The organism is Herbidospora solisilvae, from assembly GCF_009901565.1.
Classification (GTDB): domain Bacteria; phylum Actinomycetota; class Actinomycetes; order Streptosporangiales; family Streptosporangiaceae; genus Herbidospora; species Herbidospora solisilvae.
The window spans coordinates 248,498-268,869 of the sequence record NZ_WXEW01000002.1 but is presented as its reverse complement, the minus strand read 5'-3'; the positions used below and the strand labels follow the sequence as shown (position 1 = coordinate 268,869).

The window sequence follows — 20,372 nt, the reverse complement described above, 5'->3', positions numbered from 1 at the left end:
GAGCAGGGTCAATGTTCACCACTTCTTCCTTCGGCGAGGTCCTCGGCAACGGCGCCCTGGCGATCGCCGCCTACGCCGTCCTCGGTGTGCTGCTGCTGATCGTCGGCTTCTACGTCATCGACATGGCCACGCCGGGCAAGCTCAGCAAGCTGATCCGGGAAGACCGCAACCCCAACGCGACCGCCCTCACCTCGGCGGGCCTGGCGGCTGTCGGGCTGATCGTGGCGGCCTCGATCTTCTCCTCCGGCGGCCGGCTCCAGGAGGGCCTGATCGCCACCGCCGTGTTCGGCGTGCTCGGCATCGCCGTGCAGACGCTCGGCATGTTCGCCTTCGACAAGGTGGCCGGCATCTCCATCCGCGCCCTGGTCGCCGAGCCGACCCTCCAGCCCGCCGCGATCCTGCTCTCGGTCACCCACGTCGCCATCGGCCTGATCACCGCCGTCGCGGTCATCTGACCCCGCGTCCGATTCCTTCAAGACGGTCCCGTACGCGGTCTCGTACCGTCGGACCATGGCAATCCAGTTCAACGTCATCGGCCTGGTCGTCAGCGACATGGGCCGGTCGCTCGCCTTCTACCGCCGCCTCGGCCTGGACCTCCCGGCCGAGGCCGACGGCGAGCCCCACGTCGAGGTGACCCTGCCCGGCGGCTTCCGCCTCTGCTGGGACACCGAGGAGACCATCAAGTCGTTCGACCCCGAATGGACGCCGGGCCCCGGCCGGACGGGCCTCGCGTTCCAGTGCGACGACGCGGCCGAGGTCGACACGACCTACGCCGAGATGGCCGAGTTCGGCCACCTCCCGCCGTGGGACGCCTTCTGGGGCCAGCGCTACGCGGTCCTGACCGACCCCGACGGCATCAGCGTCGACCTGTACGCCCCGCTAGATCCGTCAGCGTGACGCCGGTCAGCGCCCGGACCTCCCGCGCGAGGTGGGCCTGGTCGGCGTAGCCCTCGTCGTGGGCCACCTGGGCGAACGCTCCCCCCGCCCGCACCCTCTCCAGCGCCCGGTTCATCCGCAGGATGCGGCCCAGCGTCTTCGGCCCGTAGCCGAAGGCGCGCAGGCAGAGCCGGTGGAAGCGGCGTTCGCCCAGATCGAGGCGGCCGGCCGCGGCGGCCACGCCAAGCCCGCCGCCGATCAGCCCCACGGCGGCCCGCACCAGCGGATCGGGCCGCAGGTCGGCCGCCACCGCCTCGATCCCCCCGCCACCGCTCAGCCGGTTCTCCAGGGCGCGCACCCGGCGGACCGGCCAGATCTCGTCGAGCGGAACCCGGCGGTCGCGCAGCTCATGAGCCGCCACGCCGAGCAGCTCCGGCAGGTCTCCCGGCGCGAACCGCAGGCCGGTGTAACCGGCTCCGGGGACGACGGAGGTGACGTAGGCCACCGCATCGGGCCCGGCCACCACGAGCCGGCCCGACGTCCAGAGCAGATCCATGCAGCCGTCGGGGAGGATGCGGCGCTCGCCCTCGGCCGACGCGGGAGGCGTCTGCCAGACGACCGCGCCGGGGATCACCGACGGCCGTTCCCGGTACACCGTCCCAGCTTGCCACGGCCCCACCGTTGGCGAATCCGCGCAGGCGACCTGGCACGCTATAACCGTGAACGACAGGGTGCGTGAAGACACGGCGCGGCGGCTCGACCGCGCGATGGGGAGTCTGGGCACCGCCGCGATGGCCCGCATGGAGGAGCAGCTCGCCTGGTACCGCGCCCTGTCGGCCGAGGACCGTTCCTGGGTCGGCCTGGTCGCCCAGGCCGGGATCGCCGCCTTCGTCGAGTGGTTCGGCCACGCCGGGCAGGGCCGCCCGACCCCGAGCATCGAGTTCTTCGGCACCGCGCCCCGCGAGCTCAAGCGCAGCGTCTCCCTCCAGCAGACCGTCGACCTGGTCCGCATCGTGGTCGAGGTGGTCGAGGCCGAGGTCGAGGAGCTCGCCGCGCCCGGCGGCGAGGAGGTGCTGCGCAACGCGATGTTGCGCTACACCCGCGACGTCGCCTTCGCCGCCGCCCAGGTCTACGCCCGCGAGGCCGAGGCCCGGGGGTCGTGGGACGCCCGGCTGGAGGCCCTGATCGTCGACGCGCTGGTCCGGGGCGAGGTCGACGACGGCCTCCACTCCTGGGCCGCCGCCCTCGGCTGGACCTCCGCCCCCGTGGTCGTCTTCGCCGGGCACGCCCCGGGCGACGACCCCCAGAGCGTCATCGACGGCCTGCGCGACCGGGGCCGGCGGGCGGGCCACGACCTGCTCGCCGGGGTCCAGGGCGACCGGCTGATCGTGATCGTCGGCGGGGCCGACAGTATGAAGGAGGCCGCCCGCCTGGTCGTGCCGAGGTTCGCCGCCGGCCCGATCGTGATCGGCCCGGAGGTGCCCGACCTGCACGCCGCCGCCCGGTCGGCGCGGGCCGCCATCGCCGGGTTGCGGGCCGCCGCCGGGTGGCCCGACGCGCCCCGGCCCGTGCTGGCCGACGACCTGCTCGCCGAACGGGCCATCGACGGCGACGAGGACGCCCGCGCGGCGCTGGTCGAGAACGTGTTCAAACCGCTGGCCGGCACCCCGCTCCTCGACACCCTGGCGACCTACCTCGAACAGGGCACCTCGCTGGAGGCGACGGCGCGGCTGCTGTTCGTCCATCCGAACACGGTGCGTTACCGGCTCAGGAAGATCGCCGAGCTGACCGGCTACACCCCGACGGAGGGGCGGTCCGCATTCACCCTTCAGGTTGGGTTGATACTCGGTCGACTGACCGTAATCTGACCGCCGTCTATTAATTGCGGAGAAACCGGAACTGTAGGGATTCCACAACAGAGGCGGGCAGAAGTTCGTTCGGATCCCCAGCTCTGTGTCGAAGGGCTACAGGGCAGGGTGGTACCGTGCTCGTCATCGTCGCGCCGGGACAAGGCGCCCAAACTCCAGGCTTCCTGAGTCCGTGGCTGGAGCTCCCCGGATTCCGTGACCGTCTGTCAGCATGGTCCGAGATCGCGAAGCTCGATCTCGTCGCCTACGGCACCACCGCCGAGGCCGAGGAGATCCGCGACACGGCCGTCGCGCAGCCCCTTCTGGTGGCCGCCGCGCTGGCCGCCTTCGAGGAGCTCGGCGTCACCGCCGACCTGGTCGCCGGCCACAGCGTGGGCGAGTTCGCCGCGGCCGCCCTGGCCGGTGTGATCACCGCCGACCAGGCCGTCTCGCTGGTCGCCGAGCGCGGCCGGGCGATGGCCGAGGCCGCCGCCGTCACCGCGACCGGCATGACCGCCGTCCTGGGCGGCGTCGACGTCCTCGACGCCCTCGCCAAGCACGGCCTGACCCCCGCCAACAACAACGGCGCCGGTCAGATCGTCGCGGGCGGCACCCTGGAGCAGCTGGAGGCCCTCCAGGCCGACCCGCCGCAGCGGGCCCGCCTGCGCGCCCTCGCGGTCGCCGGGGCCTTCCACACCCACCACATGGCTCCGGCCGTCGAGCGGCTGCGCGCCGCCGCGGCCGACGTCGCCCCCGCCGACCCGGCGATCCGGCTGCTGTCCAACGCCGACGGCGCGGTCGTCATGTCGGGCCGCGACGCCCTCGACCGCATGGTGAACCAGGTGAGCAACCCGGTCCGCTGGGACCTGTGCATGGAGACCATGGCACGCGAAGCCGGCGAGACCCCCGTCACCATGATCGAACTGCTGCCCGGCGGCACCCTGACCGGCCTGGCCAAGCGCGGCCTGCCCGGTTCCGTGACCGTCGCGCTCAAGACCCCCGCCGACCTGACCCCGGCCCTCGACGCCGCCAAGGAGGCGATCAAGTGAAGCTGCCCGCGGGGGCGCCGGGCGCCAAGGTGCTGGCCTTCGGCCACTACCAGCCGGCGAACGTGGTCACCAACGACGATCTCGCCAAGATCATCGAGACGAACGACGAGTGGATCCAGAGCCGGGTCGGCATCAAGGAGCGCCGCTTCGCCGGTCCCGAGGAGTCCGAGATCGACCTGGCCGTGCAGGCCGGCGGCAAGGCGCTGGCCGCGAGCGGCCTGGCCGCCGCCGACATCGACCTGGTGATCGTCGCGACCTGCACCCCCGAGGCCCCGATCCCGAACCTGGCCGGGCGGGTCGCCCACCGGCTCGGCATCGAGGCGCCGGGCGCCTACGACCTCAACGCGGCCTGCGCGGGCTTCTGCTACGCCCTCGCCTCGGCCAGCGACTCGATCCGCGCGGGTTCGGCCAAGAACGTGCTGGTCATCGGCACCGAGAAGCTCACGCAGTGGGTCGACATCAACGACCGCGCCACCTCGGTGATCTTCGCCGACGGGGCCGGCGCGGCGGTCGTCGTGCCGTCCGAGACCCCGGCCATCGGCCCGGTCGTCTGGGGCAGCGCGGGCGACAAGGCCGACGCCATCATGATCCAGGACCGGTCGTCGTCCCTCCACCAGGAAGGTCAGACGGTGTTCCGCTGGGCCACCACGGCCCTTCACCCGGTGGCCAAGGAGGCTTGCGAGCGTGCGGGCGTGGCTCCCGCCGACCTGGCGGCGTTCGTGCCCCACCAGGCGAACCTGCGCATCATCGAGGCCATCGCGCGCAAGCTCGGCGCCGAGAAGGCCGTCGTCGCCCGCGACATCGTGCTGGCCGGCAACACCTCGGCCGCGTCGATCCCGCTCGCGCTGTCGCGCATGATCGAACAGGGCGAGGTGCCCTCGGGCGGCCTCGCGCTCCTCCTGGGCTTCGGGGCGGGCCTGACCTACGCCTCCCAGGTCATCGAGATCCCTTAATGCCTGTACGGTCTTCGCCGTACGAAAACCCAGAAACACCACTCAAAGGAGAGAAATGGCAGCCACCGAGCAGGAGATCCTGGCAGGCCTCGGCAAGATCGTGAACGAGATCACCGGGATTCCCGCGTCCGAGGTGACGCCGGAGAAGAGCTTCGTCGACGACCTGGACATCGACTCGCTGTCGATGGTCGAGATCGCCGTGGCGGCCCAGGACGAGTTCGGCGCGGAGATCCCCGACGACCAGCTCAAGCACCTGAAGACCGTCAAGGACGTCATCAACTTCATCCAGAACTGAGTTCCCCAGCGCAACCGTTCGACCGTAGAGGAGTGCAGCCAAAGTGAGTACCAACCGGGTGCGAGTCGTCGTCACCGGACTCGGCACGACGACGCCCCTTGGTGGAGACGTCGCCTCGACCTGGGCGGCGCTCCTCGACGGGCGGTCGGGCATCCGCACCCTCACCGAAGACTGGGTCGACACCGTCCCGGCGAAGTTCGCCGGCATCGCGGCGGTCGACCCCGGTGAGGTGCTGCCCCGGCCCGAGGCCAGGCGTCTCGACCGCTACGAGCAGTTCGCCCTGATCGCCGCCCGCCAGGCCTGGCAGGACGCCGGCGCCCCCGAGGTCGAGCCGACCCGGCTCGGCGTGGTCGTCGGCTCCGGCATCGGCGGCATCAACACGATCCTCCAGGCCTACGACACCTACCGTGACAAGGGATGGAACCGGCTCTCGCCGTACACCGTCCCGATGCTCATGCCCAACGGCGCCGCGGGCTGGATCTCCATCGACCTGGGCGCCCAGGCGGGCACCCACGCGGCGGTCAGCGCCTGCGCGACCGGCGCCGAGTCGATCGGCCAGGCCATCGAGATGATCCGCTCCGGCCGCGCCGACGTCGTCGTCGCCGGGGGCAGCGAGGCGGCCATCCACCCGCTGAACATGGCCTCGTTCGCGGCCATGCGCGCCATGTCGACCCGCAACGACGAGCCCCACCGCGCCTCGCGCCCCTTCGACAAGGGCCGCGACGGGTTCGTGCTCGGCGAGGGCGCCGGCATCGTCGTCCTGGAGTCGGAGGCTCACGCGAAGGCCCGCGGCGCCAGGATCTACGCGGTCGCGGCCGGCGTCGGCATCACCTCCGACGGCCACCACATCTCCGCGCCGGAGCCGAGCGGCATCGGCGGCAAGACCGCGATGCTGACGGCCATCGCCGACGCGGGCATCAGCGCCGCCGACGTCCGCCACGTCAACGCCCACGCCACCTCGACGCCGGTCGGCGACGAGATCGAGGCGCGGGCGATCCGCGAGGCGCTCCCCGGCTCCCCGCTCGTCACCTCGACCAAGTCGATGACCGGTCACCTGCTGGGCGGCGCGGGCGGCATCGAGTCCGTCTTCACGATCCTGGCGCTGAGCGAGCGCATCGTGCCCGCCACCGCGAACCTCGACGACCCGGCCGACGGCCTCGACGTGGACATCGTGCGCGGCGAGCCGCGCAAGCTCCCCGACGGGCAGCTCGCCGCGATCAACAACTCCTTCGGCTTCGGCGGCCACAACGTCGCCGTCGCCTTCACCACTGCTTGATCAGCGCTCTGAGAGGGACGCAATGACTGTCGTTGACAACAGGGTGGTGACCGCCGCCTCCGACCAGGAGGCGGCCGACCCCCGCGATCCCGTCGTCCGGCTGGGCCACCTGCTCGACGAGGGTTCCATGCGGCTGATCTCGCCGCAGGACAAGAGCGGGGCCCTGGCGGTCACCGGCCGCGTCGAGGGCGTCCCCGTCGTGGCGTTCTGCAGCGATGCCCGCGTCCAGGGCGGCGCGATGGGCGCCGAGGGCTGCGAGCACATCGTCCACGCCTACGACGTGGCGGTCCGCGAGCGCGTGCCGATCATCGGCGTCTGGCACTCGGGCGGCGCCCGCCTCGCCGAGGGCGTGGAGTCCCTCCACGCCGTGGGCCGCGTCTTCGCGGCCATGACGAAGGCGTCGGGCATCGTGCCGCAGATCTCCGTCGTGGTCGGCGCGGCGGCCGGCGGCGCGGCCTACGGCCCGGCGCTGACCGACATCGTGATCCTCGCCGACGAGGGCCGCATCTTCGTGACCGGCCCCGACGTCGTCCGTTCGGTGACCGGCGAGACGATCGACATGGCCTCGCTGGGCGGCCCCGAGCCCCACAGCAAGCGCAGCGGCGTCGTCCACATCGTGACCAAGTCGGAGCCCGAGGCCCTGCTGAAGGCCCGCCAGGTCGCGACGCTGCTCGGCCACCAGGGCCGGGTCCGGCTCGGCGAGGTCGGCGAGGTCGACTTCTCGACCCTGCTGCCCGACAACGTGCGCCGCGCCTACGACGTGAAGCCGCTGGTCAACGGCCTGCTCGACGAGCCGGGCGTGGAGCTCCACCCCAAGTGGGCGCCCAACATCGTGACGACCCTGGGCCGGCTCGGCGGCCGGACCGTCGGCGTCATCGCCAACAACCCGATGCGCCTGGGCGGCTGCCTCGACTCGACCTCCGCCGAGAAGGCGGCCCGTTTCGTGCGCATGTGCGACGCGTTCGGGGTGCCCCTGGTGGTGCTGGTCGACGTGCCCGGTTACCTGCCGGGCGTCGGCCAGGAGCACGACGGCGTCGTGCGCCGCGGCGCCAAGCTCCTCCACGCGTTCGCCGAGGCCTCGGTGCCGAGGGTGACGCTGGTGACCCGCAAGTCCTACGGCGGGGCCTACATCGCGATGAACTCCCGCGCCCTGGGCGCGACCCGCGTGTTCGCCTGGCCGACGGCCCAGATCGCGGTCATGGGCGCGGTCGCGGCGGTCCGCATCCTGAAGCGGCGCGAACTGGCCGCCGTCCCCGACGAGGAGCGGGCCGACCTGGAGAACCGCCTGGCCGAGGAGCACGAGAAGATCGCCGGCGGCCTCGACCGCGCGGTGGACCTGGGCGTGGTCGACGAGGTCATCAAGCCGGAGGAGACGCGGGGGGCCATCGCCAAGGTGATCGCCCGCGCGACGCCGGCGCGGGGGGCCCACGGGAACATCCCGCTCTAGTTTCTCTGTACGTCGTGAGCGCCGCTCCTGCCGGTTGGCGGGGGCGGCGTTCCGGCGTTCTAGGCAGGCCGGGCGGGCGGAGAGCTTCCCCAGCCGTGCGAGAGAGGGCCGGGGCAAGGTCTCTGAAACGCCCGTTTCGGCCGGCGCGCTGCCTGCAACGTCCGTCGGCCAGGGCGGGGTCCCTGAAACGCCGGTCGGCTGAATCTACGACGGTGTCTTGAGTCGGGCGGTTGCCGCCGCCCGAATTTCGGGATATCGGGCTGAGGGAGCGCTACTCGGAGCGCTTCCTGCGGGGTGCGGCCGAGCGGGGTGGCAGGGCGCGCATGTGGTCGCGAACGCGGTTCATCAGCGTGCCCAAGGTCTCCACGTCGGCCTCGGCCAGCGGATCGAAGAGCATGCTCCGGACGACCTCCGCATGGCCGGGCAGGACGTGTTCGACCAGGTCGCGGCCCTTCTGGGTGATGGCGACCTGGATCGCGCGTTCGTCGCCGGGCGACGGGCCGCGTTCGATCAGGCCTGCCTTCTCCAGGAGCCCGGCCTGGTAGGTCAGGCCGCTGCGGCTGTAGACGACGCCGTCGGCGAGTTCCGTCATGGTCAGTGCGCCGGGGCCGTGGGCGAGCCGGGCGAGCAGCTGGAACTGGACGGAGCTGAGGCCGCCCTCCTCGCGGAGCTGCTGCTCGACGTGGTGCTGGAGGAGGCTGACGGCCTCCATGAGGGCGAAGTAGGTGCCCAGCTGCCGGGCGTCGAGCGTCACCCGTCCAACGGTACCGGCCTCTCCGCGATGTGACCGAGCTCACACTTCTGGCGGGATTGCTTTGAACTCGAAGCAAGTTATTCGAATTCGAAGCAACTAGCTACGGAGGAACCATGAAGGCCATCCGCTTCCACCAGTACGGCCCCAGCGACGTCCTCGCCCATGAGGAGACCGACCGTCCGGCGGCCGGACCCGGCCAGGTCGTCGTCAAGGTCGCCGGAACCTCGTTCAACCCGGTCGACGCCACGATCCGCGCCGGATACCTGCGCGAGGTGTTCCCCGTCGTGTTCCCCGGCATCCCGGGCATCGACGTGGCCGGCACCGTCGCCAAACTCGGCGCCGACGTGACCGGCTGGGCCGTGGGCGACCCGGTCGTCGCGCTCCTGCCGATGTCGGGCGGCGCCGCGGCCGAGTACGTGGCCGTCCCCGCCGGCCTACTGGCCAAAGCGCCCCACTCGGTCGACCTGGCCGACGCCGCGGCGCTCCCTGCGGTGGGGCTGACCGCGTACCAGGCGCTGTTCGAGCACGCGGCCCTCACGGCCGGCGACACCGTTCTCATCAACGGCGGGGGCGGGGCCGTGGGGGGATACGCCGTCCAGCTCGCCGCGGGACACGGCGCCACCGTGACCGCGACGGCCGGGCCGGGGTCGGCCGCCCGCGTCCGCGACCACGGCGCCGCCGAGGTGATCGACTACACCCGCACGCCGCTCGCCGAGGCGGTGGCGGGCCGCCGATTCGACGTGATCCTCAACCTGGTGCCCACCGGTTCCGAGGAGACGGCGGCCCTGGCTGAGCTGGTGGCCGACGGGGGTGTGCTCATCAGCACGACCGGGCCCGTCCCGGAGGGTGTGGGACGCGGCGTCCGGGCGGTGCGCATGTTCGTCCGCAGTGACACCGCCCAGCTCACCGACCTCGTGGCCCGGGTCGACGCCGGGACCTTGCGAATCCACGTCGCCGCGCGCCGCCCGCTGACCGATCTGGCGGCCGTACACGACGAGGCGGTCACTGGTCGGCTTCCCGGCAAGACGATCCTGTACCCGGCCTGACGACACGACGCCCAACCGCGCGGGACAGGGGTCGGGTGCCCGACCTGCACCACTTGAGGGCTACGCCCCTCTGCCCGCGAAGGTGGCGAAAGGGTGAGCCTCCCGTCACCCGCGTCCCCAGTCGTGCATCCGCAATCAGGCAGACACCTGAACCGAAACGATTCCACTAAGCGAGGAGAAGTCCGAAACAGGCCCGATGCGGGGACGCCTGAAACTGCCGCTCGAAAGGACGGGCAATACCGCCACCTACCCACAAGAACCTCAATACGAGCGACGAGAACCCACGAATGCCCGCTACATGAGACCGCAGTAGCGATGAGCGGGAGGGCACAAATCCGTGCGTTGTTACACTGACGCGCACGTCGCGGGAGGCCACGGCCAGGTAAGGCCAATCCAGCCGATGGCCGGCAGGACACACGCAGACACCTCAACGCCCGGCGGCAATCGCGGCGAGAGGTGGCGGCCGGGTAAGACGGCCCCGGCCCGTGGTCGTGACGAAGGACGGCAGGGCGCGCGGCCAGATGTCGTGCGCCCTTTCGCCCGCTAGACGGCCGCGTGGAGCCAGCGGACCGGAGCGCCCTCGCCGGCGTACCGGAAGGACTCCAGTTCCTCGTCCCACTGCTTGCCGAGCAGTTTGTCGAGTTCGTCCTCCAGGACCACGCGTCCCTGGCTGGCCATCAGCATGACGTTCCGGAGGCGGTCCTCCGGGATGAGGATGTCGCCGTTGACGCCGATGGTCGCCGTGAAGGCTCCCAGGGCCGGCGTGTACGCATGGCGGGAGCCGTCGCAGCCCGGCGACGGGTCTTCGGTGATTTCGAAGCGGATGCGCTGCCACCCCATGAGCGAAGAGGTGATCTTGGCGGCGACGCCGGCGGGCCCCTCCCATTCGGCCTGGGCGCGCAGGGCGCCGGGCGCAGCGGGCTGGGGCGTCCACGTCAGGTCGACGGGAACGCCAAGAATGCCTGCGACGGCCCACTCGATGTGTGGGCACAGCGCAGGCTGAGCCGAGTGGACGTACAGGACGCCACGAGCAGCAGCCACCGGACCTCCCGATTCGTACGAGGTGCGCCTTCCCCAACGGCCTCATACTGGGATGATCACAAGTGACTCTAGGAGAGACTACCGTCCGTCGCGGCGAGGCACCAGAGGAGGGTCATACCGATTCCCGCTTGGCCGCCCGGCGAATCGGTCTCTCCTGAAGGCGTAAATCGGCGCGATCGTGGAAGTTGGCCATCCTTCCGGAATTCCGCGATCTCACCGGACCGCGCCGGACACCATGGTTAGAGTTGCTCACGCAACGCTCCTCTGTCAGCACAGTCGGTGAGGCTGGTGCGGAAAGGGTCAGTGACGCGTGCTTTTCGAGGTCCACGACGAATCGATCCCTCTTGATCTGCTCGACGACCACGCATGGTCCGAGCTGGTCGCCAGCTTCAACGGTCAGATGTGGGCCGTGGCGCGGGCGGCGGGCCTGGGGGCGGCCGACGCGGCCGACGCCGTACAGGGAGCGTGGCTCCGGCTGGTCGAGAGCGTCGACCGCATCCGCGACCCGCGGGCGGTCGGCGCGTGGCTGATGACGACGACGCGGCGCGAGGCGCTGCGGCTCGGCCGCAAGGCCGGGCAGGAGTTCCCGGCCGACCCGCCGGACCTCTACGAACATCCCACCCTGGCGGCGCCCGACCCGACGACGGAGATCGTCGAGGCCGACTACGGGCGCACCCTCTGGTCGCGCGTGTCCCGGCTCAGCGAGCCGTGCCGGACCATGCTCCGGCTCTTCGCCCTCAATCCAGATGTACGGTATGCGCAGGTCGCAGCCCGAATGCACCTCCCGGTCGGGAGCGTGGGGCCGACCCGGGCGCGGTGTTCGGCCAAACTCCGGACATTACTCGCGGAGGATCCCCTTGAGTGCTGACGAGGCCGCGCTGGAGACGTACATGCTGGCGGCGATGCGCCTGGCGGCCCAGGCCGACCCCGCACCCGGACGCCTCGCCGCCGACGCCATGGCCGCGCTCGCGATGCGCCTGCCCGGCTGCGTCGTCGCCACCCCGGCCGACCTGACGGCCGCCTCCGGCGCGCGGGCGGGCGGCAAGCCCCAGATGCACCGGTTCGCGGCCGGCGACACGACCCTCGACGTCGAGACGACCATCACCGAGGGCCGCCTGGAGATCGCCGGCCAGGTGAGCCCGCCGCCCGCGCCCAGCGCCTACGTGGAGGTCCGCACCCCTCACCTGACGAAGGTCCGGGTGCCCTCGGCCGACGGTCAGTTCGCCGTGGCCGGCCTCCCGCCCGGCTGGGTGAGCGTGGCCTATCACCGCCCGAGCGACGCCCCGGTGGTCACCCGCTGGCTGCGTGTCCGCGCCTGAGTCCTACGGCCCGTTCGCGGCGGCCCGGCGCGCCGACATCCTGGCGGCGTTCGACGTCCATCTGACCGCCGAGGACCGCCTGTACGAGTCCCCGGAGCGCCTGGCCCTCACCCGCGCCGAGTTCGCCGCGGCCCTCGTCGGAGCACGCCTGCCCGGCGAGGCCCGGATGCTCCTGGAACTGGCTCTGCCCGACCTGACCTCGACCCGCCCGGCTACCGCCCATGCCCGGCTGCTGCTGGCGACGGTGGAGTTGCTGACGGGAGACGTCCGGCGAGCCGAGGACACGGCATCGACGGCGCTGACGGAGTTCCGTCGGCTGGGGCGGGCGACGTGGGAACCGAGGGCACGGGACGTGCTGCTGCGGGCGCGGCTCGCGCAGAGGGCGGAGAGCGGGCTTGAAGACGGGCCTCCACAGAGGCGGCCGACCCAGGCGGACGGGAGCGGGCTCGGAGGCACGGTGTCGGCTGGGCTGCCGACTCACAGGACCAGACTCGATGACGTGTTGCGACAGGCCGCGTCAGGTTTCCACGACGGGCTGTCAGCCGGGTTGGGTGCTCGGGCGGACGAAACCGGGCCCGATGACGGGCTCCTCGGCGAGTGCGCGGCCGGGGCCGACGAGTTGGAGGCTGCAGGATGGCGGTCGGAGGCCGACGAGTTGCGGCTGTTCGCGGTGTCGGCGTTCGTGCGCCGATGCGGTCGTGGGCTCGGCGGGCTGGTGGTGGCGCAGCGGATGCTGGACCGGGTTCGGGACGGGTCGGGTTGTGTGGCCACGCGGTTCCACGCCGAAGCGTTGCGGCGATGGGCAGGCGGCGATCTCGGCGAGGCGCTCGAACTGGCCCAACGAGGGTTCACCGAATCGCTCCGGGAGATGGCACGGCTGGCTTCGGACACGGCTGCGGGGAGTGTCACCGAGACGCCGGGTTCGACGCCTCTGCCGATGAGTCGGCATCGGGATACGAAGGCTGGAGATCCCGGCAGGAACGCCACTCCCGCTTGCGGCGAATCCATCCGGCTACCAGACGAAATTTCCAAGCGATATGGCACGGGGACGGATCCTGCGGGGTTCCACCGCACGACGCCGCCACCGATCTCGGAGTCGGGCCAAGCCATGCGCATGTCCCGAAATTTCGGGACGTCGACGCTCGGCGCCGTCCCTCACGTGAAACGGCTCGCCGATGAGCGCTGGCGCGTCTCCCGGGTGGCCGAGGAGATCGCGACGCTCGGGCTGGAGCTGGTCATCAGGCAGCAGAGCGCCGACAAGGTGCTGCTCTGGTCGGAGCGGTGGCGGGCTCTCGTCAGCGGCGCCGAGCCGGTGGCCGGGCGACCAGAGGTGCTGGTCGAGCTGGTACGCGACCAGGACGCCCTGCACGCCGTCGTCGCCCACGGCGACCGGGTCTCGCTGCATGACCTGGGGTCGTTGTCGGCGGTCACCGAGGCGATGGTGCGGATCCGCTACAACCTCCGCAGGAGGAACCTCCGCGACACCCGTCCGGAAGGCGAGGAAGGGCTGTCACCCGGACTCATGCGGGAGCTGTCGACCCTCGACGAGGCCCTGATCCGGCCGCTCGGGCTGCCGCCGGGAGCGGTCAGCATGGTCCCCACCGTCGCGCTGCACTCCCTGCCCTGGTCGCTGTTGCCGTCGCTGCGCGGCCGGGCCGTGTCGGTCGCGCCGTCGGCCGCGCTGGCCGTCGCGCGCCGGAGGGCCGGCGGCCCGGTGGTTGCGCTCGCGGGGCCCGATCTGGCCCATGCCGAGGAGGAGGTGGCGGCGGTGGTGGGCGTACACGAGAAGGGAGAGCGGGTGCCCGCCACGCGGGGCGCTCTGCTGGCGGCTCTCGGGCGGGCGGGCATCGTGCACATCGCCGCCCACGGCATCTTCTCCGGGCGGCGGCCGATGATGTCCAGCATCCTCCTGGACGACGGCCCGCTGCTGGTGCACGAGTTCTTCCGCCTGACGCGGGTGCCGCCCCTCGTGGTGCTGTCCTCATGTGACGCCGGCATGGCCTCGGCCCCCGCCGACGGCGCGGCGTTCGGGCTGGCGGGAGCCTTCCTCGACCGAGGAGCGAGCACGGTGATCGCGGGCATCGTCCCGGTCCGCGACGACGAGGCGGCCCGCCTGATGGTGGAGTTCCACCGGCTGCTCGCCCAAGGGGAGCCCCCGGCCCAGGCCCTCGCGGCGGCGGCCACGACCACCGACGTGCCGGGATTCGCCTGCTTCGGCACCGGTTGATCATCAAGGCGACGAACCGCCCCACTATCAAGGGGAATCAACCCCTACTGCAGGCCGGGAAGCTCCAGGTCTGCGAATACGGCCTTGTGGTCGGTGTCGGAGAGAAGGTGGACCGAGAAGGCGTGGAATGCCGTCCGGTCGTCGGCCAGGACGTGGTCGATGGTCACCGGCGGGATGGGCAGCCCGTGGAAGTCACGAGGCAGCGCCGGCCACGTCGTGAGAAGGCCCTCGCCGGTAGCTTCGGCCGCGTCGCGGTATCCCGAGTCGAGCAGGTCGCGAACTCTGGCATGGTCGACCGTCGCGTTGAAGTCGCCGATCAGGATCTTGGCCGCCCCGCCGGGCCGTGGAAGCGCGTCGAGGCCGTCGCCCCAGCACCGGTGCAGCCGCCCCGTGTAGGGCGCGCACGGATGCACCGACACAATCTCGACCTTCACGCCGTCGACGTTAAGAAGCCCCATGAGCTGCCCGAATCCGCCGAAGTCGAGCAGCCCCACCCGCGTAGCGGGAAAGCGTGAGTAGATCCCCGACCCGCGTGTCCCCGGCCGGGCCTCCGTCACCCGGTGCGGCAGCAGGGAGTCGACGCCCGCACGCCCCATCTCCTCCACGGCCGAAGGCGTGAGTTCCTGGAAGGCCACCACGTCGACCCGAAGCTCCCGCACCAGCCGCACGACCTCCTCGGCGGGCGCCCCGCCCGCCAGCAGGTTCACCGCCAGCACCCGAAGGCGCGGCCCTCCCCCACCGGAAGGGCTCTCCCCCACCATCCGCGGCCCCACGATCACCGCGAACACCAGGCACACGACCAGCGCCGCCCCGCCCGCCACCCACCGGCGGGCCAGCAACGCCAGAACGAGCGCGACCGGCGACGACAACGCCACGTAAGGCGTGAACGCCACCAGTTGCACCCACCCGAACGCCACGTCACTGGGAAAGAGCCATAACCCCGCCCAGACGGCGAACACGGCGACGATCAGCCAGATCGCCGCCGTCACCCAGCCGCGCCGTCGAGCAGGGTCGGAGACGCCGCTCAGGACCTTTCCACCGGACGGGCCGGGTCGGTGATCCACTCGGACCACGATCCGGCGTACAGGGAGGCCGTCATCCCGGCCGACTCCAGGGCCAGCACCTCGTGAGCCGCCGTCACGCCGCTTCCGCAGTAGGCGCCCACCGGCACGCCCTCGACGACGCCGAGGGTGTTGAAGCGCTCGCGCAGGAACTCGGGACGGTGGAAGCGGCCGCCGGGCTCCAGGTTCTCGGTCGTCGGGGCGTTCACGGCGCCGGGGATGTGCCCGGCCACGGGGTCGACGGGCTCGACCTCGCCCCGGTAGCGCTCGCGCGCGCGGGCGTCGAGGAGGACGCCGTCGTCGGCGAGGATCGCGGCCTGGTCGGCGGTGATCAAGGGCATGCCGCCGGGGCGGGCGGTGAAGTCGCCGGGGACCACGTCGGGCGTGTCTTTGGACAAGTCTCCGGTCCACGCCTTCAGGCCGCCGTCGAGCACCCGGACGTCGCGGTGCCCGAAGTAGCGCAGGCACCACCACGCGCGGGCGGCGGCCAGGGCGTTCCAGTCGTCGTACACGACGACCGGGCGGCCGTCGGAGACGCCGAGCGACCGCATGGACGCCTCGAACGCGGCGGCGGAGGGCAGCGGGTGACGCCCGCCCTTGCCGGCGGGGGCGGCCAGGACGGTGTCGAGGTCGCAGTAGACCGCGCCGGGGATGTGGCCGAGGGCGTATTCGGCCGGGCCGGGCGGGCCGCCGAGGCGCCAGCGCACGTCGAGGACGGTGACCCCGCCCAGCGCGTCGGCGAGGTCGGCGGCGGTGATCAGTGGGCTCATCGGCGGATCTCCAGGAAGGGCACGTTCTGTTCGGCGGGAGTGAGCGACCCGTGATAGCCGGTCATCGACCACTCCAGCGGTTCTTTTCCGGACGACGCGATCACACACTCCTCGTCGGCCACGGCGACGACGTCGCCGACCCGGCCGAGCAGGGCGGGGTCGACCGGGCCGAACCAGCCGGCGTCGACCGCCTCCTCGCGGGTGGCGACCCTGGCGCGGTCGCCGAGCACCGAGCGCCACGTCTGGAAGACCGCGCCGGCCGCGCCGGGGACCGTGTAGAGGTGGCGCAGCCGGGCCTCGCCGCCGACCAGGGCGACGCCCTCGGTGAGCTCGGGGTGGTGGTCGAGGTCGACCTTGTCGGTGGCGTTGATCATGCCGTGGTCGGCGGTGACGTAGAGGACCCCGCCGGGCGGCAGCGCCGCGGCGAGGCGTTCGGCCAGGCCGTCGACGATCGTGAGCTGGTCGAGCCATTCGGGCGAGCCCCAGCCGGTCATGTGGCCCATCGCGTCGAGCTCGCCGTAATAGCAGGTCACATAGGCCCTGCGGGTCGCGCGCAGGGCGGCGTGCACACCCGCGACCCGCTCGTCGAGGGTGTCGGCCGGGACGTAGCGCACGCCCCGGTAGACCGCCTCGGTGAGACCGGTGCCGTCGAAGGCGGCCGGGGCGACGTAGGAGGAGGCGACGTCGAGGCGGGCCAGCCGCTGGAAGACGGTGTCGACGGGCTGCCAGGTCAGCGGGTCGACGGGCGGGCCGTCGGTCTTCCAGCGCAGGCAGTTGAGCAGCCGGTTCTCGCCGGGCACCGCGACGGTGATGCCGAGCATCCCGTGGTTGCCCGACAGGACGCCGGTCCCGATGGTCGCCAGGCTGGTCGGAGTCGACGACGGCAGGCCGGCCGTCAGGACCCGGGAGAGCGCCGCAGACAGGAACGGCGCCCGGGACGGGTGGGCGGCGAGCAGGTCGGCGCCCATGCCGTCGACGATGAGCAGGCACACCTTCTCGGCCGGGTCGAGCCCCAGAGTGCCGCCGCCGGCTCCGTCGAAGGTGGCGTGGACGGAACCGGCGATGTCGGCGAGGGTGGCCATCACGTGCGCGCCGTCGCCTCCGACAGGGCGCGGGCGAAGGCCAGGACGTGGCGCACGGCCTCGGGGCCGTCGGCGGCCTCGCTGACGCGGAGCTGGAGGTCGTCGGCGGTGATCGAGCCGGTGTAGCCGTGGTCGGCCTCGCAGTTCTCGTCGCCGCAGGTGGCGGGTTCGAGGTCGACGTGGGAGATGGCGCCCCAGCCGATGGTCAGCGTGACCTCGCTGGGGGCGACGCCGGGCGAGTAGGACGCGGGGTCGGGGACGAGCCGGGTGAGCGCGACGGACTGGACCCGGCTCAGCCGGACCGCCTCGGTGGTCGTCGACGCGTGGGAGGCGGGGTTTCCCTCGGCGGGCGGGTGTTCGTCGGTGTGGCAGACGAGCAACCGGGTGGGCGACAGCACCAGGACCGTGACATGCCGGCGCACTTCCATGGCCGGGTCGAACGTGGCCTCGTGGTGGACGACGTAGGCGCTGACGCTCTCCTTGCCCAGGGCGGAATCGACGGCGTCGGCGACCAGGTCGGGGTAGTAGCCACTTCGGTCGATGGCCTCGCGCAGACCTGCAGCCGAGACTCGGGTATCCCTCATGGGACCATCCTGCCCTGTCAAGCACCCTGATTTCACCGGGGCTGTCAGGATGGCAATCGTCGCGGACCCACGTCCGGCCGGGGCCCGGTGACGGCCTTCAGCACCGCCCGTGCGCCCAATACGTGGACACCGTTCTCACCCACCAAGACCGGGTCCAGGCGCAGCGCCGCCACCTGCGGATGCGCGTCGGCCAGCCGCCCGATGCGGCACAGCAGCTCCTCCAGATCGGCCACCGCCACGGGCGGATAACCGTGCGCGCCGAACAGCAGCGGGGCGGCCTTGGGCGCCCGGACCAGCGCGGCGGCGTCTTCAGCTGTCAGCGGAGCGAGCCGGTGGGCGTCGTCGCCGAGCAGCCGGGCGGCGATCTCGCCGAGCCCGAACGACACGACGGCCCCGAAGTCGCGGTCCTGCACCGAGGTGATCACCGTCGGCACGGCCGGCTGCGGCGCCATGCGCTGGACCGCCAGCCGGGGCCCGAACACCTCTTCCAGGTCCGTGTACGCCCGCGCCACCGCGCCCGCGTCGGGCAGCGCCAGGCGGACCGTCCCGGCGCGGCCGGTGCCGTCCCACTTGACCACCACGGGATAACCGAGCCGCCCGGCCGCCGCGACGGCCTCCTCGGGCGAGGTCACCGTCTCCGACGGCCAGACCTCGACGCCGTAGGCCCGCAGGAGATCGGCGGCGTCGATCTCGACCGGCTCCTCGGCGGCCCGGCAGACGATCTCCCGGGCGCCGGCCACGTCGATCCCGCCGAGTTCGGGGACGGCGCCCTCGACGCCGCGGCGCCACTGCGCATGGCGTACTGCCAGGGCCAGGGCCCGCACCGCCTCCTCGGGCGCCGGATAGGACGGGATCGAGCCCCGTGCGGGACCCTCTCCCGGCGCGCGCAGCGCGGCCGGGACCCCGGCCTCGCCCCGGAAGGTGGCCAGCACAGGCTTGCCGCCCTCCCCCGCGACCCGCACCAGCTCGGCGGCGACCTCGGCGTCGGGGCCGGGGCCGGGCGGCATGTAGACGACCACGGCGGCGTCGACGTCCGGGAGGACCGAGGAGAGCGCCGCGCCGAACTCCGCGGCCCCGGCGCGGGCGCCGAGGTCGGCGGTCGAGGGGACCAGGCCCGCGCTGACGCAGGCGTGGGCGGCCAGCCGGGCCAGGGCGTCGGAGTTGCTGACGATCCCGACGCGCGGCCCTTCGGGGAGGGGCTGGCAGGCGAGCAGCTGGGCGACGTCGAAGAGCTGGGTGAGGTCGTCGACCCGGATCACCCCGGCCTGCTCGAACAGCGTCGACACCGCGCCGTCGGGCAGCCCGAACTCGGCGGCCTGCGACTTCACCGCCACGATCGGCTTGGTGCGGGAGATGCGCCGGGCCAGCCGGGTGAACTTGCGCGGGTTGCCCATCGACTCCAGATAGAGGAGGACGACCTCGGTCGCGGGGTCCTCCTCCCAGTACTGGAGCAGGTCGTTGCCGGACACGTCGGCCCGGTTCCCGGCGGAGACGAAGGTGGAGATGCCGAGGCCGCGCTGGTCGACGCGGTGCAGCAGGGCGGTGCCGAGGGCGCCCGACTGGCTGAAGAAGCCGATGCGCCCGCGCGCGGGCAGCCGTTCGGCCAGGGTGGCGTTGAGCCTGATCGACCGGTCGGTGTTGGCGATGCCGAGGCAGTTGGGCCCGACGACCCGCATGCCGTAGGCGCGGGAGATGCGCACCAGCTCCTGCTCGCGCGCCAGCCCCTCCTCGCCCGTCTCGGCGAAGCCGCTGGAGACCACGACCAGGCCCTTCACCCCCTTCTGGGCGCACTCCTCGACCACGTCCAGCACACTCTCGGCCGGGACGGCCACGACCGCGAGGTCGACCTCCCCGTCGATCGCGGCCATGTTCTTGTACGCCCGCACCCCCGCGACCGCCCGCACCTCCCTGTGCACCGGGTAGACCGGCCCGGTGAACTCGGCCCGGAGCAGGTTGCGCAGCACGGTCTGCCCGATCCCGCCCGGCTCCCGGCTGGCCCCGATGACGGCGACCGACTCGGGCTTGAGCAGCCGGGCGATCGACCGCGCCTCGGCCCGGTGCTCCCGCCCGGTCACCACCTCGACGGAGTCGGGGGTGCTCGCGAGGTCGAGGGTCATCCGGACGACGCCGTCCTCGAACGTGCTCTGCGCGGTGTATCCGGCCTGCCGGAACATCTGGGTCATCCGGTGGTTGGCGGGCAGCACGTCGGCGATGAACGTCCGGATGCCGCGCTCGCGGGCGGCGGCGCGCAGGTGTTCGAGCAGCACCGCGGCGAGCCCGCGCCCCTGATGGGCGTCTTCGACGAGGAAGGCCACTTCCGCGTGGTCGGCGGGCTTGACCCGGTCGTAACGGACGACCGCCACCATCTCCGTTCCGATGGTGGCGATGAGGGCGAGCCGGTCGTTGTAGTCGACCGTCGTGAAGCGGGTCACCTCGCGGTCCGAGAGGCGCGGACGGGGGCCGAAGAAACGGAAGTAGATGGACTGGGCGGAGAGGCGGGAGTAGAAGGAACGCAACAGTTCGGCGTCATCGGGGCGGATGGGCCGCAGGTGAGCGGTGCCGCCGTCGGAAAGGACGACGTCGGCCTCCCAGTGCCGCGGATACGCGAGTTCCACCTTTCGAGGGTATCTGTGCACAAACGCGGTGGTTGGGCAACGGATGTGCATCGACTGTGTACGAGTGTCCGCCTCACCCCCCACGAAGCTTGCGGAAGCTGTTAAGTTTCCGGGGTCAGCGTCGAATTGC

20 protein-coding genes are annotated in these 20,372 nt (G+C 72.2%); 12 read left to right on the top strand and 8 right to left on the bottom strand.

Annotated features, from left to right (window positions below):
• The first annotated feature begins 11 nt into the window (after positions 1-11).
• Complete coding sequence (locus tag GT755_RS06935) at positions 12-455, top strand: DUF350 domain-containing protein (RefSeq protein WP_161478887.1); 444 nt, start codon at positions 12-14, stop codon at positions 453-455.
• A gap of 55 nt (positions 456-510) precedes the next feature.
• Complete coding sequence (locus GT755_RS06930; protein ID WP_161478886.1) at positions 511-897, top strand: VOC family protein; 387 nt, start codon at positions 511-513, stop codon at positions 895-897.
• Here GT755_RS06930 and GT755_RS06925 read toward each other — a convergent pair.
• On the bottom strand, positions 857-1,531 hold the full coding sequence (locus tag GT755_RS06925; protein WP_161478885.1) for a helix-turn-helix domain-containing protein: 675 nt from the start codon (positions 1,529-1,531) through the stop codon (positions 857-859). The genes GT755_RS06930 and GT755_RS06925 overlap by 41 nt on opposite strands.
• 112 nt (positions 1,532-1,643) lie before the next feature.
• Between GT755_RS06925 and GT755_RS06920 the strand changes: the two genes are divergently transcribed.
• From GT755_RS06920 to GT755_RS06895, 6 genes are all read left to right on the top strand, one after another.
• Positions 1,644-2,744 carry a PucR family transcriptional regulator gene (locus GT755_RS06920; RefSeq protein WP_062349167.1) on the top strand — a complete coding sequence of 367 codons (1,101 nt, stop codon included), beginning with the start codon at positions 1,644-1,646 and terminating at the stop codon, positions 2,742-2,744.
• Positions 2,745-2,860: 116 nt separating this feature from the next.
• Complete coding sequence (locus GT755_RS06915; protein ID WP_161478884.1) at positions 2,861-3,772, top strand: ACP S-malonyltransferase; 912 nt, start codon at positions 2,861-2,863, stop codon at positions 3,770-3,772.
• Positions 3,769-4,725 carry a beta-ketoacyl-ACP synthase III gene (locus tag GT755_RS06910; RefSeq protein ID WP_161478883.1) on the top strand — a complete coding sequence of 319 codons (957 nt, stop codon included), beginning with the start codon at positions 3,769-3,771 and terminating at the stop codon, positions 4,723-4,725. The genes GT755_RS06915 and GT755_RS06910 overlap by 4 nt, the downstream gene beginning before the upstream one ends.
• A gap of 55 nt (positions 4,726-4,780) precedes the next feature.
• Positions 4,781-5,020, top strand: coding sequence for an acyl carrier protein (locus tag GT755_RS06905; RefSeq protein ID WP_062334723.1), 240 nt, complete (start codon positions 4,781-4,783; stop codon positions 5,018-5,020).
• Positions 5,021-5,063: 43 nt separating this feature from the next.
• Positions 5,064-6,296, top strand: a complete 1,233-nt coding sequence (gene fabF / locus GT755_RS06900) for a beta-ketoacyl-ACP synthase II (protein ID WP_161478882.1) — start codon at positions 5,064-5,066, stop codon at positions 6,294-6,296.
• A gap of 22 nt (positions 6,297-6,318) precedes the next feature.
• A complete protein-coding gene (locus GT755_RS06895) occupies positions 6,319-7,743 on the top strand; it encodes an acyl-CoA carboxylase subunit beta (RefSeq protein ID WP_161478881.1) in 1,425 nt (474 codons plus the stop codon).
• Positions 7,744-8,014: 271 nt separating this feature from the next.
• Here the strand turns inward: GT755_RS06895 and GT755_RS06890 are convergent, their stop codons facing one another.
• Positions 8,015-8,497: a MarR family winged helix-turn-helix transcriptional regulator gene (locus tag GT755_RS06890; protein ID WP_328794215.1), complete on the bottom strand. Its 483-nt coding sequence runs from the start codon at positions 8,495-8,497 to the stop codon at positions 8,015-8,017.
• A 113-nt stretch (positions 8,498-8,610) separates the two neighbouring features.
• Between GT755_RS06890 and GT755_RS06885 the strand changes: the two genes are divergently transcribed.
• Positions 8,611-9,543: an NADP-dependent oxidoreductase gene (locus GT755_RS06885; protein ID WP_161478880.1), complete on the top strand. Its 933-nt coding sequence runs from the start codon at positions 8,611-8,613 to the stop codon at positions 9,541-9,543.
• A gap of 543 nt (positions 9,544-10,086) precedes the next feature.
• Here the strand turns inward: GT755_RS06885 and GT755_RS06880 are convergent.
• Positions 10,087-10,584 (bottom strand): DUF3145 domain-containing protein, encoded by a 498-nt coding sequence (locus GT755_RS06880; RefSeq protein ID WP_161478879.1) that lies wholly within the window; start codon positions 10,582-10,584, stop codon positions 10,087-10,089.
• Between the two features lie 310 nt (positions 10,585-10,894).
• Between GT755_RS06880 and GT755_RS06875 the strand changes: the two genes are divergently transcribed.
• From GT755_RS06875 to GT755_RS40990, 3 genes are read left to right on the top strand one after another with little or no spacing between them, the layout of a single operon-like run.
• Positions 10,895-11,452: an RNA polymerase sigma factor gene (locus GT755_RS06875; protein ID WP_051760487.1), complete on the top strand. Its 558-nt coding sequence runs from the start codon at positions 10,895-10,897 to the stop codon at positions 11,450-11,452.
• A complete protein-coding gene (locus tag GT755_RS06870) occupies positions 11,442-11,903 on the top strand; it encodes a hypothetical protein (protein WP_202609738.1) in 462 nt (153 codons plus the stop codon). Before GT755_RS06875 ends, GT755_RS06870 begins: the two co-directional genes overlap by 11 nt.
• Positions 11,890-14,130 (top strand): CHAT domain-containing protein, encoded by a 2,241-nt coding sequence (locus GT755_RS40990; RefSeq protein ID WP_161478878.1) that lies wholly within the window; start codon positions 11,890-11,892, stop codon positions 14,128-14,130. The genes GT755_RS06870 and GT755_RS40990 overlap by 14 nt, the downstream gene beginning before the upstream one ends.
• Positions 14,131-14,174: 44 nt before the next feature.
• Here GT755_RS40990 and GT755_RS06860 read toward each other — a convergent pair whose 3' ends face one another.
• From GT755_RS06860 to GT755_RS06840, 5 genes are read right to left on the bottom strand one after another with little or no spacing between them, the layout of a single operon-like run.
• Positions 14,175-15,194 carry an endonuclease/exonuclease/phosphatase family protein gene (locus tag GT755_RS06860; protein ID WP_161478877.1) on the bottom strand — a complete coding sequence of 340 codons (1,020 nt, stop codon included), beginning with the start codon at positions 15,192-15,194 and terminating at the stop codon, positions 14,175-14,177.
• Complete coding sequence (locus GT755_RS06855; RefSeq protein WP_161478876.1) at positions 15,155-15,961, bottom strand: sulfurtransferase; 807 nt, start codon at positions 15,959-15,961, stop codon at positions 15,155-15,157. The genes GT755_RS06860 and GT755_RS06855 overlap by 40 nt, the downstream gene beginning before the upstream one ends.
• The gene (locus GT755_RS06850; protein WP_161479327.1) at positions 15,958-17,043 is read right to left on the bottom strand and encodes an alkaline phosphatase family protein; all 1,086 of its coding nucleotides are present in this window, start codon (positions 17,041-17,043) and stop codon (positions 15,958-15,960) included. Before GT755_RS06850 ends, GT755_RS06855 begins: the two co-directional genes overlap by 4 nt.
• Positions 17,043-17,627 (bottom strand): DUF5998 family protein, encoded by a 585-nt coding sequence (locus tag GT755_RS06845; RefSeq protein ID WP_030454595.1) that lies wholly within the window; start codon positions 17,625-17,627, stop codon positions 17,043-17,045. Before GT755_RS06845 ends, GT755_RS06850 begins: the two co-directional genes overlap by 1 nt.
• Positions 17,628-17,671: 44 nt before the next feature.
• A complete protein-coding gene (locus GT755_RS06840) occupies positions 17,672-20,242 on the bottom strand; it encodes a bifunctional acetate--CoA ligase family protein/GNAT family N-acetyltransferase (protein ID WP_328794214.1) in 2,571 nt (856 codons plus the stop codon).
• Positions 20,243-20,372: the final 130 nt, after the last annotated feature.